At 68.8% G+C, this 18,183-nt stretch carries 13 protein-coding genes and 1 pseudogene; 8 read left to right on the plus strand and 6 right to left on the minus strand.

Annotated elements, in window-relative coordinates:
- The 7 genes from gcvH to ACRQ4C_RS04730 all read left to right on the plus strand — a co-directional run bounded on the left by gcvH (position 1) and on the right by ACRQ4C_RS04730 (position 9,720).
- Positions 1–378, plus strand: coding sequence for a glycine cleavage system protein GcvH (gene gcvH, locus ACRQ4C_RS04700; RefSeq protein ID WP_400410154.1), 378 nt, complete (start codon positions 1–3; stop codon positions 376–378).
- Positions 375–3,299, plus strand: a complete 2,925-nt coding sequence (gene gcvP, locus ACRQ4C_RS04705; protein WP_439690304.1) for an aminomethyl-transferring glycine dehydrogenase — start codon at positions 375–377, stop codon at positions 3,297–3,299. Before gcvH ends, gcvP begins: the two co-directional genes overlap by 4 nt.
- A 401-nt stretch (positions 3,300–3,700) precedes the next feature.
- On the plus strand, positions 3,701–5,326 hold the full coding sequence (locus ACRQ4C_RS04710) for a peptide ABC transporter substrate-binding protein (RefSeq protein WP_439690305.1): 1,626 nt from the start codon (positions 3,701–3,703) through the stop codon (positions 5,324–5,326).
- 231 nt (positions 5,327–5,557) lie between these two features.
- On the plus strand, positions 5,558–6,487 hold the full coding sequence (locus ACRQ4C_RS04715) for an ABC transporter permease (protein WP_439690306.1): 930 nt from the start codon (positions 5,558–5,560) through the stop codon (positions 6,485–6,487).
- Positions 6,477–7,427 carry an ABC transporter permease gene (locus tag ACRQ4C_RS04720; protein WP_439690307.1) on the plus strand — a complete coding sequence of 317 codons (951 nt, stop codon included), beginning with the start codon at positions 6,477–6,479 and terminating at the stop codon, positions 7,425–7,427. Before ACRQ4C_RS04715 ends, ACRQ4C_RS04720 begins: the two co-directional genes overlap by 11 nt.
- Positions 7,424–9,166: a dipeptide ABC transporter ATP-binding protein gene (locus ACRQ4C_RS04725; protein ID WP_439690308.1), complete on the plus strand. Its 1,743-nt coding sequence runs from the start codon at positions 7,424–7,426 to the stop codon at positions 9,164–9,166. Before ACRQ4C_RS04720 ends, ACRQ4C_RS04725 begins: the two co-directional genes overlap by 4 nt.
- A gap of 62 nt (positions 9,167–9,228) precedes the next feature.
- Complete coding sequence (locus ACRQ4C_RS04730; RefSeq protein ID WP_439690309.1) at positions 9,229–9,720, plus strand: PH domain-containing protein; 492 nt, start codon at positions 9,229–9,231, stop codon at positions 9,718–9,720.
- 155 nt (positions 9,721–9,875) lie between these two features.
- Here ACRQ4C_RS04730 and ACRQ4C_RS04735 read toward each other — a convergent pair whose 3' ends face one another.
- Genes ACRQ4C_RS04735 through ACRQ4C_RS04745 form a run of 3 tightly spaced genes read right to left on the minus strand, consistent with a single transcriptional unit; the run spans position 9,876 to position 13,935 of the window.
- Entirely contained in the window at positions 9,876–12,020 is a 2,145-nt protein-coding gene (locus ACRQ4C_RS04735) for a dipeptide ABC transporter ATP-binding protein (protein WP_439690310.1), read from the minus strand.
- A complete protein-coding gene (locus ACRQ4C_RS04740; protein WP_439690311.1) occupies positions 12,013–12,951 on the minus strand; it encodes an ABC transporter permease in 939 nt (312 codons plus the stop codon). Before ACRQ4C_RS04740 ends, ACRQ4C_RS04735 begins: the two co-directional genes overlap by 8 nt.
- 3 nt (positions 12,952–12,954) lie before the next feature.
- Positions 12,955–13,935, minus strand: a complete 981-nt coding sequence (locus ACRQ4C_RS04745; RefSeq protein WP_439690312.1) for an ABC transporter permease — start codon at positions 13,933–13,935, stop codon at positions 12,955–12,957.
- Between the two features lie 261 nt (positions 13,936–14,196).
- Between ACRQ4C_RS04745 and ACRQ4C_RS04750 the strand changes: the two genes are divergently transcribed.
- Complete coding sequence (locus ACRQ4C_RS04750) at positions 14,197–15,909, plus strand: ABC transporter family substrate-binding protein (RefSeq protein ID WP_439690313.1); 1,713 nt, start codon at positions 14,197–14,199, stop codon at positions 15,907–15,909.
- A gap of 81 nt (positions 15,910–15,990) precedes the next feature.
- Here ACRQ4C_RS04750 and ACRQ4C_RS04755 read toward each other — a convergent pair whose 3' ends face one another.
- The 3 genes and pseudogenes from ACRQ4C_RS04755 to ACRQ4C_RS04765 all read right to left on the minus strand — a co-directional run bounded on the left by ACRQ4C_RS04755 (position 15,991) and on the right by ACRQ4C_RS04765 (position 18,135).
- Entirely contained in the window at positions 15,991–16,530 is a 540-nt protein-coding gene (locus tag ACRQ4C_RS04755; RefSeq protein WP_439690314.1) for a PH domain-containing protein, read from the minus strand.
- Positions 16,531–16,733: 203 nt separating this feature from the next.
- Positions 16,734–17,213, minus strand: a pseudogene (locus ACRQ4C_RS04760) (peroxiredoxin).
- 172 nt (positions 17,214–17,385) lie between these two features.
- Entirely contained in the window at positions 17,386–18,135 is a 750-nt protein-coding gene (locus tag ACRQ4C_RS04765; protein WP_439690315.1) for a CPBP family intramembrane glutamic endopeptidase, read from the minus strand.
- Positions 18,136–18,183 lie beyond the last annotated feature (48 nt).

Raw genomic sequence — 18,183 nt, forward strand, 5'->3', positions numbered from 1 at the left:
GTGACCGACCAGACCGCACTCCAGTACACCGCCGACCACGAGTGGCTGCTCGTCGAGGGCGACACCGTCACCGTCGGCATCACCGACCACGCCGCCGACCAGCTCGGTGACGTCGTCTTCGTCGAGCTCCCCGCCGTCGGCACCGCCACCACCGCGGGCGAGCAGATCGGCGAGATCGAGTCGACCAAGAGCGTCGGCGAGCTCTTCGCCCCGATCGAGGGCGAGGTCGTCGAGGTCAACGACGCCGTCGTCGACGCCCCCGACACCGTCAACCAGGACCCCTTCGGCGCCGGCTGGCTCGTCAAGATCAAGGTGGAGGGGACCTCCTTCCCCGAGGACCTCATGGACCACGACGCGTACCGGGCCTCCCTCGCATGAGCGACGCGCAGCAGAACCTCCAGACGTCCTTCGCCGACCGCCACATCGGCACGACGAGCGCCGACCAGCAGATCATGCTCGACGCCGTCGGCCAGCCGTCCCTGGACGCGCTCGTCCGCACCGCCATCCCCGAGTCGATCCACGCCGCACCGGTCACCGCGTCCGTCATCCCCACGGCCGTCGGCGAGACCGAGGCGCTGGCCGAGCTCCGCGCGAAGGCGGGCCGCAACACCGTCCGGCGCGCGATGATCGGCCTCGGCTACCACGGCACCCACACCCCCGCGGTGATCCAGCGGAACGTCCTCGAGAACCCGAGCTGGTACACGGCGTACACGCCGTACCAGCCGGAGATCTCGCAGGGTCGCCTCGAGGCACTCATCAACTTCCAGACGATGGTGTCCGACCTCACCGGCATGGCCACGGCCGGCGCGTCCATGCTCGACGAGGGCACCGCCGTCGTCGAGGGCATGCTCCTCGCCCGCCGCGCCTCGAAGGTCAAGGGCGACGCGTTCCTCGTCGACGCCGACCTCCTGCCGCAGACCCGCGCGCTCCTCGACCACCGCGCCGACGCCGTGGGCATCACGCTCCGCGCGTTCGACGCCGCCGAGGGCCCGACCGACGAGCAGCTCGACGGCGCGTTCGGCGTCGTCCTGCAGTACCCGGGCGCCTCCGGACGCATCGTCGACCCGAGCCGCACCATCGAGCGCGTCCACGCCGGCGGGGGCATCGCAGTCGTCGCCGCGGACCTCCTCGCGATGACGCTCCTCGCCAGCCCGGGTGACCTCGGCGCCGACGTCGCCGTGGGGACCAGCCAGCGCTTCGGCGTGCCGCTCGGCTTCGGCGGACCGCACGCCGGGTACCTGGCCGTCCGTGCCGGTCTCGAGCGCCAGCTGCCCGGCCGACTCGTCGGGGTCTCCTTCGACGCCGACGGGCAGATGGCCTACCGCCTCAGCCTGCAGACCCGCGAGCAGCACATCCGCCGCGAGAAGGCGACGAGCAACATCTGCACCGCCCAGGTGCTCCTCGCGGTCATGGCGTCGATGTACGCCGTGTACCACGGACCCGAGGGCCTGCGCTTCATCGCCGACCGGGTCGCCCGCACGACGTCTGCGCTCGCCGACGCCGCACGCGGTGCCGGGCTCGACGTCGTGCACGACGCGTGGTTCGACACCCTGACGCTCCGCGCGGCCGGTCGTGCCGCCGCCCTCGTCGACGCCGCGCGTGAGCGGGACTACCTGCTGCACCTCGTCGACGCCGACACCCTGCAGGTGTCGGTGGACGAGACGACGACGCCCGACGACGTGACGGCGCTCGCCGGCGTGTTCGGGGCGGTGCACCAGACCGTCCCGGCGACCGAGACCGCCGTGCGGGACGCGGCCACGGGCCTCCCGGCCGGTCTGCTGCGCAGCAGCGAGTACCTCACGCACCCGGTCTTCAGTGCGCACCGCAGCGAGACCCGGATGATGCGGTACCTCAAGCACCTGTCCGACAAGGACTACGCGCTCGACCGTGGCATGATCCCGCTCGGCAGCTGCACGATGAAGCTCAACGCGGCGACCGAGATGGCCGCGGTGACGTGGCCGGAGTTCGCGAACGTGCACCCGTTCGCGCCCGCCGAGGACGTCGCCGGCTACCTCGACATGATCGGCGACCTCGAGTCGTGGCTCGCCGAGGTCACCGGGTACGACACCGTGTCGCTGCAGCCGAACGCCGGCAGCCAGGGCGAGCTCGCGGGCCTCCTCGCGATCCGCGGCTACCACCAGGCGAACGGCGACACCGAGCGCACGGTCTGCCTCATCCCGTCGAGCGCACACGGCACGAACGCCGCGTCGGCCGTCCTCGCGGGCATGCGGGTCGTCGTCGTGGCGTGCGACGAGGACGGCAACGTCGACCTCGACGACCTCCGGGCGAAGACCGCACAGCACGGCGACCAGCTCGCCGCGCTGATGATCACGTACCCGTCCACGCACGGCGTCTACGAGCACGACATCACCGACATCACCGCCGCCGTCCACGACGCGGGCGGTCAGGTGTACGTCGACGGCGCGAACCTCAACGCGCTGCTCGGGCACGCCCGGTTCGGCGACTTCGGCGGCGACGTCTCGCACCTGAACCTCCACAAGACGTTCTGCATCCCGCACGGCGGCGGCGGCCCCGGCGTCGGGCCCGTCGCGGCGAAGGCGCACCTCGCGCCGTACCTGCCCGGCCATCCGATGGCGCAGCAGGCCGACCGTCGCTCCGGCGCCACCGCGGCGGACGCCGACGGTCGCCTCGCGCACGCCGGTGGCCCGGTGTCGAGCGCACCGTACGGCAGCCCGAGCATCCTGCCGATCACGTGGACGTACGTCCGGATGATGGGGCTCGAGGGGCTCACCCGTGCGACCGAGGTCGCGGTGCTCGGGGCGAACTACATCGCCGCACGGCTCCGCGACGCCTACCCGGTCCTCTACACCGGGCAGGACGGGCTCGTCGCGCACGAGTGCATCCTCGACCTCCGGCCGCTGCGCGACAGCACGGGCATCACGGTGGACGACGTCGCGAAGCGCCTCGTCGACTACGGGTTCCACGCGCCGACGATGTCGTTCCCGGTCGCCGGGACGCTCATGGTCGAGCCCACCGAGAGCGAAGACCTCGCCGAGCTCGACCGGTTCGTCGACGCCATGCTCGCGATCCGAGCCGAAGCCGCCGCCGTCGAGCGGGGCGAGTGGAGCGCGGACGACAACCCGCTCGTGCACGCGCCGCACACCGCCTCGTCCGTGATCTCGGGGGAGTGGACTCACGCCTACACCCGCGAACAGGCGGTGTACCCGCTGCCGGGCATCAGCACGAGGAAGTACTGGCCGCCGGTGCGCCGCATCGACCAGGCGTACGGCGACCGCAACCTGGTGTGCGCCTGCCCGCCGGTGGAGGCGTTCGCGTAGCCGCGACAGGGCGGACCCGGTCGACCCGCTGACGGCGGCGACCGGACGGACACGCGGGGCGGTCCGTGGCACGATGGCCACGGACCGCCCCGCTCGTCGTCCCGAGGAGCAGACGTCCGATCGATGGGGGAGCCGCAGCTGTGGGCGCGCTCCAACGGCACTCGCTTGCACATCCTGCACAGGACTGCAAGAGCCTCGATGCGCGTGCAACAATCTCGCGAACGATGCACGTGAGGGACCGAAAACTTGCATCCTCTCGCAACGATCCTGCGAGTTGGTTTCCGGTTTGTAACCGATCTCCCCTGAACTTGGAGACGGCTCCTGACACTGCATACAGTGCAGAGGTCAAACGCACCGGGAGCACACGTGTGCCCGGAGCGTCCCATGCACCAGGAGGAATCTTGATCAAGAAGCGCGCTGGGCTCGCAGCCCTCGCCGTGCTCGGGGCCACAGCAATCGCCCTGACCGGCTGCTCCAGCAACAGCAGCAACGGGGGTGGCTCCGGTTCGGCGAACGCGGCGGGCATCGTCACCACCAACGGCAACGAGCCCCAGAACCCGCTCATCCCCTCGAACACCACCGAGGTCGGCGGCGGCAAGATCATCGACTCGATCTTCGAGGGGCTCATCTCCTACGACGCCGACGGCAAGCCGGTCAACGAGGTCGCGAAGAGCATCGACACGAGCGACTCCAAGACGTTCGACATCACGCTCAACTCCGGCTACACCTTCACCAACGGCGAGAAGGTCACGGCGGAGTCGTTCACCAAGGCGTGGAACTGGGCTGCCCAGTACTCGAACAAGCAGAGCGCCGGGTACTTCTTCGAGAACATCGAGGGCTACGACGCCACGAAGGACTCGGACCTCACCGGTCTCAAGGTCAAGAGCGACGACGAGTTCACCGTCACGCTCAAGTCGGCGCAGTCGGACTTCCCGCTGTCGCTCGGCTACTCGGCGTTCGTGCCGCTGCCGTCGGAGTTCTACAAGGACACCAAGGCGTTCGGTGAGGACCCGATCGGCAACGGGCCGTACAAGCTCGACGGCAAGGGCGCCTGGACGCACAACCAGTCGATCAAGCTCGTCACCAACAAGGACTACGAGGGCAAGCGCAAGCCGAAGAACGGTGGTCTGACGATCACGTTCTACACCTCGCAGGACACCGCGTACTCCGACGCCCAGGGCGGCAACCTCGACGTCCTCGACGCCGTGCCGGACAGCGCGTTCCAGACCTACAAGTCCGACTTCCCGGACTCGAACGTCAACCAGGCCGCCGCGATCTTCCAGGCGATCTACATGCCCTACTACCTCGACCACTGGAAGGGTGAAGAGGGCAAGCTCCGCCGCGAGGCGATCTCGCTGTCGATCAACCGCAAGCAGATCACGGACAAGATCTTCGACGGCACCCGCACCCCGGCCAAGGACTTCACCTCCCCGGTGATCGCCGGCTGGAACGACGACCTCGAGGGGTCGGACGTCCTCGAGTACGACAAGTCGAAGGCCAAGGAACTGTGGGCCGAGGCCGACAAGATCTCGAAGTACAACGACACCTTCACCATCGCGTACAACGCTGACGGTGGTCACCAGGCATGGGTGACCGCAGTCGCGAACTCGATCTCGAGCACGCTCGGCATCAAGGCCGAGGGCAAGGCGATCCCGACCTTCGCCGAGGCACTCGCGGCCCAGACGGACGACAAGCTGACCGGCGCGAGCCGCACCGGCTGGCAGGCCGACTACCCGTCGCTGTACAACTTCCTCGGCCCGACCATGGGCAAGGGGTCGTCGAGCAACTACGCGCGCTACGACTCGGCTGAGTACAACGAGCTCCTCCAGAAGGGCCGTTCCGCCGCCACCGTCGAAGAGGGCAACAAGTACTTCGACCAGGCGCAGGAACTCCTCTTCAAGGACCTGCCGGAGATCCCGCTGTGGTACGCCAACGTCACCGGTGTCTGGAACGCGGACAACGTGTCGAACGTGAAGTTCGGCTGGAACTCGGTGCCGCTGTACTACGACGTCGAGGTCAAGAAGTAACACCAGTCTCCTCGTGAGACACATCGCGGCCAGGTATCCTGCACCGCGACCACCGGACGGGGGTTCGGGAGCCCACCAGGCTCCCGAGCCCCCGTACCACGGCGGCAACACTCTCCCCACCACAGCGGGCGCCGCCGCCCGCACCGGACTCCCGTGCCGACCCGCGGACCGTCCACCCCTTCACGACATGAACCTGAACGACATGCGCGTCCCGGACCAGGCAGGGATCTGATGCTCTGGTACCTCGGCAAGCGCCTCCTGCAACTCATCCCCGTGTTCTTCGGGGCCACGTTCCTCATCTACTTCATGGTGTTCTCCCTGCCGGGTGACCCGATCGCCGCGCTGTTCGGCGACCGCCAGCCCTCGCCGCAGGTGATCGAACAGCTGCGGCAGCAGTACAACCTCGACAAGCCGTTCATCATCCAGTACCTCCTCTGGATCGCCGGCGTGTTCCGCGGGGACCTCGGTCTGACCTACTCCGGACTGCCCGTGAGCTCGCAACTCGCGCAGGCGTTCCCGATCACAGCGCGCCTGGCGATCCTGTCGCTGCTGTTCGAATCGATCGCCGGCATCGTCGTCGGTGTCATCGCGGGTCTGCGCAAGGGCAAACTGTTCGACGCCACCGCGCTCGTGGTCAGCCTCCTGCTCATCTCGGTCCCGACGTTCGTGGTCGGCTTCCTGCTGCAGTACGTCTTCGGCATCAACCTCGGCCTCTTCCGCGTGACGGTCTCCAGCGAGGCGCCGTGGTCGGAGCTCGTGCTCCCCGCGATCGTGCTCGCGACGGTGTCGTTCGCCTACATCGTCCGACTGACCCGGGCCAGCGTGGCGGAGAACATGTCGGCAGACTTCGTCCGCACCGCGACCGCCAAGGGGCTCCCTCGTCGACGCGTGGTCGGGGTGCACATCTTCCGCAACTCGCTCATCCCCGTGGTGACCTACCTGGGCGTCGACATCGGCAACCTCATGGTCGGCGCGGTCGTCACCGAGGGCATCTTCAACATCCACGGCGTCGGGGGCACGGTGTTCCAGGCCGTCAAGCTCGGCGAAGGACCGACGGTCGTCTCCTTCGTGGCCGTGATGGTCATCATCTTCATGCTCGCCAACCTCCTGGTCGACCTGCTCTACGCCGTCCTGGACCCGAGGATCCGCTATGCCAAGTAACACCGAACCCCGCTCGGCGACGCACTTCGTCGCCCCGATCGAGGAGACCCCGCTCCAGGCGGTCGACCAGGTCGACGAGGACGCGAAGACCCGCTCGACCTGGAGCGACGCCTGGGACGCGATGAAGATCCGTCCCATGTTCTGGGTGTCGTCCGTGCTGATCGTGTTGATCATCCTCGTGGCGCTCTTCCCCGGGCTCTTCGCACACGTCGACCCGCGTGCAGCCGACCTCTCCAAGAGCAACGAGGGATCGGAGCCGGGACACATCCTCGGCTTCAACCGCCAGGGCAACGACGTGTACGCCCGCGTCATCTGGGGCACGCGCAACTCGCTGATCGTCGGCGTCGTCGCCACGGTCCTCGTGTCGGTGGTCGGTGTCGTCATCGGAGCCCTCGCCGGCTTCTTCGGCGGTTGGCTCGACACGATCGTGTCCCGCATCGGTGACATCTTCTTCTCGATCCCGACCGTTCTCGGAGCCATCGTGATCATGTCGGTGATCCCGGCGCGGAACGCGCTCACGGTGTCGCTCGTCCTCGCTGCGTTCGCCTGGCCCCAGATCGCGCGGATCATGCGCGGAGCGGTGCTCAGCGCGAAGCAGTCCGACTACGTGACCGCTTCCGCGGCGCTCGGAGTGAGTCGGTTCAGGACGCTCGTACGGCACGTGGTGCCGAACTCGCTGGCCCCCGTCATCGTGGTTGCGACCGTGTCCCTCGGCACGTTCATCGTTGCCGAGGCGACACTGTCGTTCCTCGGGATCGGTCTGCCCGACTCCGCGCTCAGCTGGGGCCAGGACATCGGCAACGCGCAGGCGTCGATCCGCACCGCGCCGTCGACGATCTTCTGGCCTTCGGCCGCCCTGTCCATCACCGTGCTCTCGTTCCTCCTCCTCGGTGACGTGGTCCGCGACGCACTCGACCCGAAGGCGAGGGCCCGCCGATGAGCGAGACACTGACCCAGCCGAACACCAGTCGCACCGGCGGTACCGGCGCGCCCCTGCTCGAGATCACCGACCTCCAGGTCGGTTTCAAGACCCAGAACGGCTTCGTGCAGGCGGTCCGCAACGCGAGCTTCACCCTCGAGCAGGGCGAGCGCCTCGCGATCGTGGGCGAGTCGGGCTCCGGCAAGTCCACCAGCGCCCAGTCGATCATCAAGCTCCTGCCCGGCACCGGCCAGGTGACCGGCGGGTCGATCAAGTTCAACGGGCGCGAGCTCGTCGGCATGAGCGACAAGCAGATGGCCGAGATCCGCGGGAAGGAGATCGGCTACGTCCCGCAGGACCCGATGTCGAACCTCAACCCACTGTGGTCGATCGGGTTCCAGGTCGAGGAAGCCATCAAGGCGAACGGAGTCGCGACCGGCAAGGCGGCCATCCGGGCCCGTGCGGTCGAGGTGCTCCAGGAGGCCGGCCTCGGTGATGCCGCCACCCGCCTCAAGCAGTACCCGCACGAGTTCTCCGGCGGCATGCGGCAGCGCGTGCTCATCGGCATCGGCCTGTCGAGCCGCCCCAAGCTGCTCATCGCCGACGAGCCGACGAGCGCGCTCGACGTGACCGTGCAGCGGGTCATCCTCGACCACCTCGAGACCCTGACCCGCGACTTCGGCACCTCCGTCCTGTTCATCACGCACGACCTCGGCCTCGCCGCCGAGCGCGCCGAGAAGCTCGTCGTGATGTACAAGGGCCAGGTCGTCGAGGCCGGGCCGTCGAAGGAGATCCTGGCGAACCCGCAGCACCCGTACACGCAGCGCCTCGTCGCCGCGGCGCCCTCGCTCGCGAGTCGTCGCATCCAGTCGAAGGTGCAGCACGAGCGGGTCGACATCGCGGACACCGGCAGCGACGACGCCGAGCTGCTCGCCCGCGCCCAGGAGCGCGAGCAGACGCCCACGAAGGACCTCATCGTGGTGCAGAACCTCGAGAAGGTCTACAAGCTCCGCGGCAAGGGTCTCGCGTCGCGCGAGCTGAAGGCCGTGGACGACGTGTCGTTCTCGATCCCGAAGGGCACCACCACGGCGCTCGTGGGCGAGTCCGGCTCGGGCAAGTCGACCGTCGCGAAGCTCGTGCTCCAGCTCGAGTCGATCACGAGCGGTTCGGTGCAGTTCGACGGCATCGACGTGGGTGCGTTGAAGGGCAAGGAGCTCTTCGACTTCCGTCGTCGCGTGCAGCCGGTGTTCCAGGACCCGTACGGGTCGCTCGACCCGATGTACAACGTCGGCAACACGATCGCGGAGCCGCTGCAGACCCACAAGGTCGGCGACAAGGCGTCGCGCCGCGCCCGTGTGCTCGAGCTGCTCGACCAGGTCGCGCTGCCGAAGTCGATGGTGAACCGGTACCCGAACGAGCTGTCCGGCGGCCAGCGGCAGCGCATCGCCGTCGCGCGTGCGCTGGCGCTCAAGCCCGAGGTCATCGTCCTCGACGAGGCGGTCTCGGCACTCGACGTCCTCGTTCAGGGCCAGATCCTCGACCTGCTCACCGAGCTGCAGTCCGAGCTCGGTCTGACGTACCTCTTCATCACGCACGACCTCGCGGTCGTCCGTCTCGTCGCGGACAACGTGTGCGTCATGCGGAAGGGGCAGATCGTCGAGAAGGCGACGACCGACGAGGTCTTCGCCAACCCGCGGGAGCAGTACACCCAGGACCTGCTCGCCGCCATCCCCGGCGCCGGGTTCGAGTTCGGACGCTGATCCCCCTGGGCACGAACGAGGCCGGACGCCCGATCGTCCTCCGCGCTGGGCGCGGCGGGGCGGTGGCGTCCGGCCTCGTCGCCGTCCTGGCGCTCTTCCTGCTCGGCGACGCCGCGGTCCGAGGCAGCTGGGACGTCGTGCTCCGCTCGGTGGGACCGCTGGGCGCGCTCGTCTGGGTGCTCTGGGTCCTCACGTTCCGCCCGCACATCCGGATCGACGCCGACACGGTCACCGTCGTCAACCCGCTCCGACGCACCGAGGTGCCGTGGGGTGCGGTCGAGGACGTGCGGATGCGCTTCCAGATCGTGCTCGACGTCGTCGGTGGCCGGCGGCTCACGTGCTGGGGCGGGCCCTCGCTGCCGCGCCCGAAACCCGCCCGCCGCGGCGAACCGCGGGTCCTGCGGCAGCCGGACGAGTTCGTGGTGCTGCGCGACCGCTGGTCCGAGCGACGCGAGGGCTCCCCGGACGGCCCGGTGACGCGCGGCTGGGACGTCCCAGCGCTCGCCTCGGGCGTCGTGGTGGTCGTCCTCTGCGTGGTCGCCGTCATCGTCTGACGTCGCGTCCGCGACGCACTCACACAACGGACGGGAGCGCGACCCGCTCAGCGGCGACGCGCAGCGTTGCGCGGGGCGCGCCGACCGAGCCTGCGAGGGAGGAGTGCCAGCCGGCACCGCGCTTCCCGTCCGTTGTGTGGTGGCGACCCGGTCGTCTACGCGGCCGCCTCTGCGCGCTCCGTGAGCAGGTGGTTCTGGTCGGTCTGGACGCACGCGACCCCGCGGCCGTGCACGTCCTGCAGACGCGGGTCCACGGAGCGGCACTGCTGCTGTCGGCCCTCGTCGAGGAGCTGGTACAGCGGGCAGCGGGTCCGGAAGCGGCAGCCCTCGATCTTCTCCGTGGGGGAGGGGAGGTCACCGTCGAGCAGGATCCGGCCGCGTGCCGCCTCGGCCGAGGGGTCCGGCACCGGCACGGCCGACAGCAGGGCGCGCGTGTACGGGTGCTGCGGGTCGTCGAACACGAGGTCGCCCTCGCCGTACTCGACGATCCGACCGAGGTACATGACCGCGACGTCGTCCGCGATGTGCCGCACCACCGAGAGGTCGTGCGCCACGAAGAGGTACGAGAGGCCGAGGCGGTGCTTGAGGTCCTCGAGCAGGTTGATCACGCCGGCCTGCACGGACACGTCGAGCGCGGACACCGGCTCGTCGAGCACCAGGATCTTCGGCTCGACGATGAGGGCGCGGGCGATGCCGATGCGCTGCCGCTGGCCACCGGAGAACTCGTGCGGGTACCGGTCGATGTAGCTCGGCTCGAGCCCGACGAGTTCGAGTGACTCGCGGACCCGACGACGGATCTCGTCCTTCGGGACGCCGTGCACCGTCAGGGGCTCGCCGATGACGGAGCCGATGTCGAGGCGCGGGTCGATCGAGGCCATCGGGTCCTGGAAGACGACCTGGATGTCGCTCCGCAGTGCCCGGCGGTCCTGCTTCGTCAGCGTGCTCGTGTCGACGCCGTTCACCTTGATCGTTCCCTGCTGCGCGCCGGCGAGCTCGAGGATCTCCATGATCGTCGTCGTCTTGCCGCAGCCGGACTCGCCGACCAGGCCCAGGACCTGCCCGCGCTTCAGGGTCAGGGAGATCCCGTCGACCGCGTGCACCTCGCCGATGCGGCGGCGGAAGAGCGCGCCCTTGGTGAGGGGGAAGGTCTTCACGACGTCGTCGAGCTGGAGCACCACGTCGTCGCCATGGTCGATCGATGCCTCGGGGATGTCCTCGGGGCGGGGGAAGATCTCGGAGCGCGCGAGCGTGCCGGCGGCGATCTCGTCGCGCCGGATGCAGGCGGCGGTGTGCTCGTCGTCGAATGCGCCGTTCGTGATGGTCGGCGTCGTCCCGGTCAGGACGGGGTTGTCGGCGCTCGGCGCCACCGTGGGCGCGAGCAGTGCCGGCTCGCCCTCGCGGCAGGCGTCGAGCACGGCCGGGCAGCGGTCGGCGAACGGGCAGCCGGTCGGCTTCTGCGTGAGCAGCGGCGGGCGGCCCTCGAGCGGCACGAGCCGTTCCGAACGCGACGAGGTCATGTTCGGCATCGAGCGGAGCAGTCCGATCGTGTACGGCATGACCGGCTCGCGGAACAGCGGCTCGACCGGTGCGGTCTCCACGATCCGGCCGGCGTACATCACGGCGACCCGGTCCGCGTTGCCCGCGACGACCCCGAGGTCGTGGGTGATGAGGACGACGGCGGCGCCGGTCATGTCCTTCGCGGTCTGCAGGACGTCGAGGATCTGAGCCTGGATCGTCACGTCGAGGGCCGTGGTCGGCTCGTCGGCGATGATCAGCTTCGGGTCGTTGGCGATCGCGATCGCGATCATCGCGCGCTGGCGCATGCCGCCGGAGAACTCGTGCGGGAAGGCGTCGAGCCGTCGTGCCGGGTTCGGGATGCCGACGGCGCGGAGGAGCTCCTCGGCGCGGGTCCGGGCGGCGTGCGGGGTCAGCGCTCGGTCGTGGAGCCGGAGCCCCTCGATGATCTGCTGGCCGATCGTGTACACCGGCGTCAGCGCGGACAGGGGGTCCTGGAACACCATCGCGATGTCGCCGCCGCGGAGCTTGGACAGCTCGCGGTCGTTCAGTCCGAGGAGCTCGCGGCCGTCGAACTTGATGCTCCCCTCGACCTTCGCCGACGACGGGAGCAGCCCCATGACAGCCATCGAGGAGACCGACTTGCCCGACCCGGACTCGCCGACGATCCCGAGGAACTCGCCCTGGTTCACCGTGTAGTCGACGCCGCGGACGGCGTAGACGGGCTTGGTCGACGGGTTGAACGTGACGGAGAGGTCGGAGACGGTGAGCAGCGGCTCAGTCACGGTTGGCTCCAGAGGTGGGGTCGATGGCGTCGCGCAGGGCGTCGCCGAGCAGGCTGGTGGAGAGGACGGTGGCGACGAGCGTCGCGGCCGGCAGGACGAACAGCCACGGACGGGTGACCGCGGACTGGCTGCCAGCGGCGAGCAGCGTGCCGAGGGACACGTCCGGGACCTGGATGCCGAAGCCGAAGAAGCTCAGGGCGCTCTCCGACAGGATCATCGCGCCGACGCCGAGCGTGGCGTCGATGATGAGCAGCGACGCGACGTTCGGCAGGATGTGCCGACGGATGATCGTGAACGAGGGCACGCCCATGAACCGTGCGGCCTTGACGTAGTCGCGCTCGCGCAGCGACATCGTCTGACCGCGGATCACGCGCGCCATGATCATCCAGCCGAAGATCGCCAGACCGATGATGAGCGCCAACCAGCTGAGGTTCTTGAACAGCGGGCTCAGGAGCACGAGCGCGTAGAACGACGGGATGACGAGCAGCAGGTCGATGCCCCACACCAGGGCGCGGTCGACGAAGCCGCCGAAGTAGCCCGCGACGGCGCCGACGATCCCCGCGATGAGGGTCGCCGCCGGACCCGCGATGAGGCCGATGAGGAGCGACTTCTGGAGACCGACGAGCGTCTGGGCGTAGATGTCCTGGCCGATGTCGTTCGTGCCGAACCAGTGGGAAGCGCTCGGCGGCATGCCGAAGGCCAGACCGTCCGAGTCCACCGAGTTCCAGTGGTAGAGGTACGGACCGACGAAGGCCCAGAGGATGATGAGCAGGAGGGCGCCACCACCGATGCGGGCGCGCCAGGTGCCGAACACCTTGCGCCACAGCGGCGTGCGGCCACCCTTCACCTCGACGACATGTGCCGGTTCTCCGGCCTTGCCGTCACCTGGGTCGCCGGCGGTGGTCGTGGTCGTGGGGTCGAGTACGGACACGGGTCACACCCTCACTCGCGGGTCGAGCGCGGCGTAGAGCAGGTCCGCGAGGGTGCCTGCGATGAGCACGAGGATCGCCGTGAAGAGGATCGTGCCCGATGCCGCGTTGATGTCGTTGTTGCTGATGCTCTGGACGAAGTACTCACCCATGCCGTGCCAGCTGAAGACCAGCTCGGTGATGCTCGCGCCGGTCAGGATGAGGCCGAACGAGTAGGCGAAGAAGGTCGACATCGGGATGAGCGCCACGCGCACGCCGTGCCGCATGATCGCCGACCCGCGCGTCCGGCCCTTCGACCGGGCCGTCCGGATGAAGTCGTTCGAGAGCACGTCGAGCATGGCCGAGCGCTGGTACCGGGAGTACGACGCCACCGCGCCCACGGTCAGTGAGATCGTCGGCAACAACAGGTGGACGAGCCGGTCGCCGAGGACCGGGAAGAACCCGGTCACCCCCGGGGTGTACTCACCCGTGAAGCTGATGACCTGCGTCCCGACGGAGTTGTTGAGCGTCGTCGCGAGGATCATCAGGACGACCGCGATGACGAACGGCGGGGTCGCCAGCACCGCGAACGACAGGTACGTCGAGACCTGGTCCGAGGCCTTGTACTGCCGGACCGCGTTCCAGACGCCGAGCAGGACGCCGAGGATCGCGCCGAGCAGGGTGCCGATCACGAGCAGCCGGAGGCTGGTGCCCGAGCGGGCGATGATGTCGGCCGTGACCTCGGTGCCGCGTGAGCTGATGCCCAGCGAGCCGTGCGTGACGAGGTTCACCCACCAGTTCCACGTGCGCACCAGGAGCGGCACGTTCGGGTCGGCACCGAGCTTCTGGAGCGAGGCGTCGATCGTGCCCTGGGGAACCGCGGGGTTCCGACCCAGGAAGCGTGCTGCGGGGTTGAGCGTGGAGCTGGCGAGGAGGTAGCCGAGGGTCGTCGCGACGATCGTCAGGATCACGTAGTTGACGATCCGCTTCGCGAGGAAAGCAAGCATGTACTGGGACCTCAGGGGTGCGGCCGTCCGTCCGGACGGCGTTGTTCGGTGTCGACAGGTTAGCCGGTCCCGAACCGTGGTGGGTGATCACCCCCGACGCTAGGCTGAAGACGTTACGAGCATGTTTCGATCTGTCCCGACCTCTCTTGTGCGGACTTCGGATGTGACTAGGGTTCTTCTCCAACAGGCGTGTCAGCCGGGGGCTGCCGCGCGTCTGCGCTCCGGCGCGAACCACAACGAAAGGGAATCCTCGCCATGCGAATGAGGATCAAGACGACGGCCGTGCTCGCCACAGCAGCCGCCGCGGCACTCGTGCTCGCCGGCTGCTCGGGCGGCGGGAACGCCGGAGGAAGCAGCTCGGCAGTCGCTCAGTCGACGCTGAAGTCGACGGGCTGGACCACCGCTGACCGCAGCGACATCAAGGACGGCGGCTCCCTGACGCTGCCGATCGACACGGCACCGGCGAACTTCCAGATCAACAACCTCGACTCCGGCACCGTCGACGACCAGACCATCGCTGGCGTCTACCTGCCGTCGTTCATCCAGTTCAAGGAGAACGGCGAGTGGGAGGTCAACAAGGACTTCGCCGAGTCGGTCGAGCTGACGAAGGATTCCCCGCAGACCGTCGAGATCAAGATCAACCCGAAGGCCACCTGGTCCGACGGCACCCCGATCACCGAGAAGGACGTCGAGGCCAACTGGAAGGCCCTCAACGGCACCAACAAGGCCTTCGCGCCCCTCGCCACCAACGTGTGGGAGGACGTCGACTCGGTCAAGCAGGGCTCCGACGAGCGTGACGTCGTCATGACGTTCTCGAAGACGAACGCGGACTGGCCGAGCGTCCTCGGGACGATCTACCCCTACTGGGCCGTCGACACCCCCGACCACTTCAACAAGGCGTGGGCGAAGGGCCCGTACGCGGCCGACGGCAAGACCTACGTCTCCGGTGGTCCGTACATCGTCAAGTCGTTCGACGCCAACGGCGGCGTCCTCACGTTCGAGAAGAACCCCAAGTGGTGGGGTGACGCACCGAAGCTCGACACGATCGTCTTCAAGACGGTGTCGCGTGACGGTGTCGCCCAGGCGTACGCGAACAAGGAGTTCGACGCGTTCAACCTGAACGGTTCCGCCGACAACTTCAAGACCGCGAACAGCCGCAGCGACTCGAAGATCGAGCGCTCGCTCGGCACGACACAGCGTCAGATCACGCTCAACGGCACCTCCGACGTCTTCAAGGACAAGGAGGTCCGCCAGGCCTTCGCTCAGGCGATCAACCGCCAGACCGTCGCCCAGGCGATCCTGTCGCCGGTCAAGAGCCCGGTCACGGTGCTCAACAACCTCATCTACCTGCCGGGTCAGAAGGGCTACACCGACCACGCCTCCAGCGTGTACGGCTACAGCGTCGACAAGGCCAAGCAGAAGCTCGAGGATGCCGGCTGGAAGATCGGCTCGGACGGCTACGCGGCCAAGGGCGGCAAGACGCTCTCGGTCCGCTTCGTGATCCCCTCGGACAACCAGAACTCGGCGAACGTCGCGCAGCTCGTGCAGCAGCAGACGAAGCTCGCCGGCTTCAAGGTGACGATCGACACCGTGCCGTCCGACGACTTCTTCACGAAGTACATCACCACGACGACGCGTGACTTCGACGCGACGTACTTCGCCTGGCAGGGCACGCCCTTCCCGGTGTCGTCGACGAAGTCGATCTACTACCCGGCCGACGCTGGGCAGAACTACACCGGTGTCACCGACGACTCGCTCGGCAAGCTCTGGGACACGGCGAACGGTGAGCTCGACCCGAGCGCCCGCATCAAGGACGCGAACGAGATCGACAAGGTGATCACGTCGCTCGCCGGCACGCTGCCGCTGTTCCCGGAGCCCTACGCGTGGGGCGTCCGCAAGGACCTCGTGAACTACGGTCCGGCGCAGTTCCAGCAGTACTCGGTGAAGTGGCAGGACGTGGGCTACAAGAAGTAGTCCGCGGCACGCACCGCACACGACGACACCCCCGGCGCCTCGGCGTCGGGGGTGTCGTCGTGTGCGGAGGGTCGAACGCGCTCAGAGCTGTGCGGCCGCCATCGCCCCGACGAGACCGAGTACGATCAGCGCGAGCACCGACCAGCCGTGCGCCCGGTGCGCGATCGGCGCGGCGGTGACGCTCGCCGGGGGCGGGCCGTCCTGCACGGCCGCCGCGGGGACCATCGCGCGCACCTCGTCGGCCGCACCGTCGACGGTGAGCCGCACCGTGCCTCCCGGTCGGTGCGCCGCGAGGCGGGCCGTCGGCCGTGTCGCGATCCAGGTGCGGCGGACGCCCTCGCTGGTGACGACCTCGAGGCCGTACTTCGTCCGGACCTCGGTGACGCGCTTCCAGGCGTAGGTGCTGGTGCGGCGGACGTCGACGACGCGGAGTGCGTCGGGCGTGAGTTCGATGCGGGGGCGCCAGAGCACGGCCCAGGCGAGGAACGCGATGAAGACGCTCGGGATCGGGGCGAGCCAGGGCGATCCGTCACCGACGAGGGCGAGGGGGACGAGCGCGACGGAGGCGGCCCAGAGCACGAGGGCGAGCACGCGCATCCCGGGCGCGACGATGACGGTCACGCACACAGCGTAGGAGAGTGTTCCGAGAGTGCCTCCCCGGAGACATCCGGGGAGCGGGTGTGACACACCGGCGCGTATCTCCGGATGACCCGATTCTCCGGGGAGGCAAGTCCTACGTGGACCTCTCGTTCCACCAATGGTCCCCGGACCCCCGTTCGGGTGTCAATACCCCAGGCTGGGAGATTCCGGAGATCGACACGCCGTCACGATACGAGTTGCTCGATCTGCTCGCGGATGACCTCGGCCTTCGGGAACCGCAGCCCGACGAGACCGATGTGCCGCCAGCGCACGATGCCGTCCGGTCCGATGACGAACACCGACCGACGGAGACCGATCCCCGGGGCGCGGACGCCGTAGGACCGGACGACCGCGCCGGACGGGTCGCTCAGGAGGGGGAAGGTGAGCGAGGACCCGCGGGCGAACGCCTCGTGCGAGTCGAGCGCCTGCGGGCTGATGCCCCACACGACGGCACCCAGGTCGTCGAAGTCGTCGAGCTCCTACTGGTAGCTGCACAGCTGCGCGCTGCACACCGGGGTGGCGTCGCCCGGGTAGAAGGCGAGCACCACGGTGCGACCGATCTGCGAGGAGAGGTCGTAGACGCCGTCCGTGCGCGTGCCGTCGCGGACGACGGTGCCGGCCAGGCTGAACGCCGGTGCGGGTTCACCGACCTCGGGGATGCTCATGTGCTCACGGTACGGCCGGTGGCGACGTGCCTGTCCGCGGAGCGCTGTGGATCTGCTGTGCGTCCCCAGGAGTGGGGTGCACGGTGTCCGTGAGGTCGCTGACGCCCAGACGGGGGTGGCAGCACGCGGCACGCAGAGCGCGGACGGTCGCCCGGCGCGTCCGTCGGCGCCGTCACCGGAAGAGCTGCGGGAACGCGGCCGCCACCCACGGGTACCCGACGAACACGACGGCGTCGAGCAGGCAGTGCGTGATGACCAGAGGGAGGAGCCGGCCCCACTTCGTGTAGATCCACCCGAACACGACGCCCATCACCGCGTTCCCGACGAAGGCGCCGAAGCCCTGGTACAGGTGGTAGCTCCCGCGGAGGACCGCGGTGGAGAGGATGACCTGCCACCGGCCCCACCCGAGTCCGCCGAGCCGCTCGTAGAGGTAGCCGATGACGATGACCTCTTCCTGCAACCCCGACCGGACCGCCGAGAGCAGCAGGACCGGGATCGTCCACCAGTAGGAGTCGAGTGCCGCGGGGTCGACGTCCACCGTGAACCCGAGCGCCCGGCCCGTGAAGTACAGCGCGAGTCCGGGGATCCCGATGGACAGCGCGATGAGGGCGGCGCCGCCGAGGTCCGGGCGCACCCGGAACCGGTCGATGCCGAGCCGGGACAGGTGCGGGCGCGTGGTGCTCCAGAGGAGGTAGCAGACGAGCGCGACCGGGGCGAGGTCCACGGCGATGCCGACGAGCTGCCGCGCGAGGTCGACGTACTGCACGGTCGTCGTCGACTGGTTGAGCGCGGTGGACTGCTGCCCGAGCGGCGTCGTCTGGGACAGGTCGTCGATGATCTGGAGGATCGAGTACAGCGCGCTGCCGCCGAGCGACAGCAACAGGACGATCGTGATCTCGGTCCACGTTCGCCGTCGGCTCATGGTCTGTACTCCTGCTGGTTGCGAACTACCGGTAGACTGGCGTGTCGG

It is taken from the genome of Curtobacterium sp. SP.BCp (genome assembly GCF_051903255.1).
Classification (GTDB): Bacteria; Actinomycetota; Actinomycetes; order Actinomycetales; family Microbacteriaceae; genus Curtobacterium.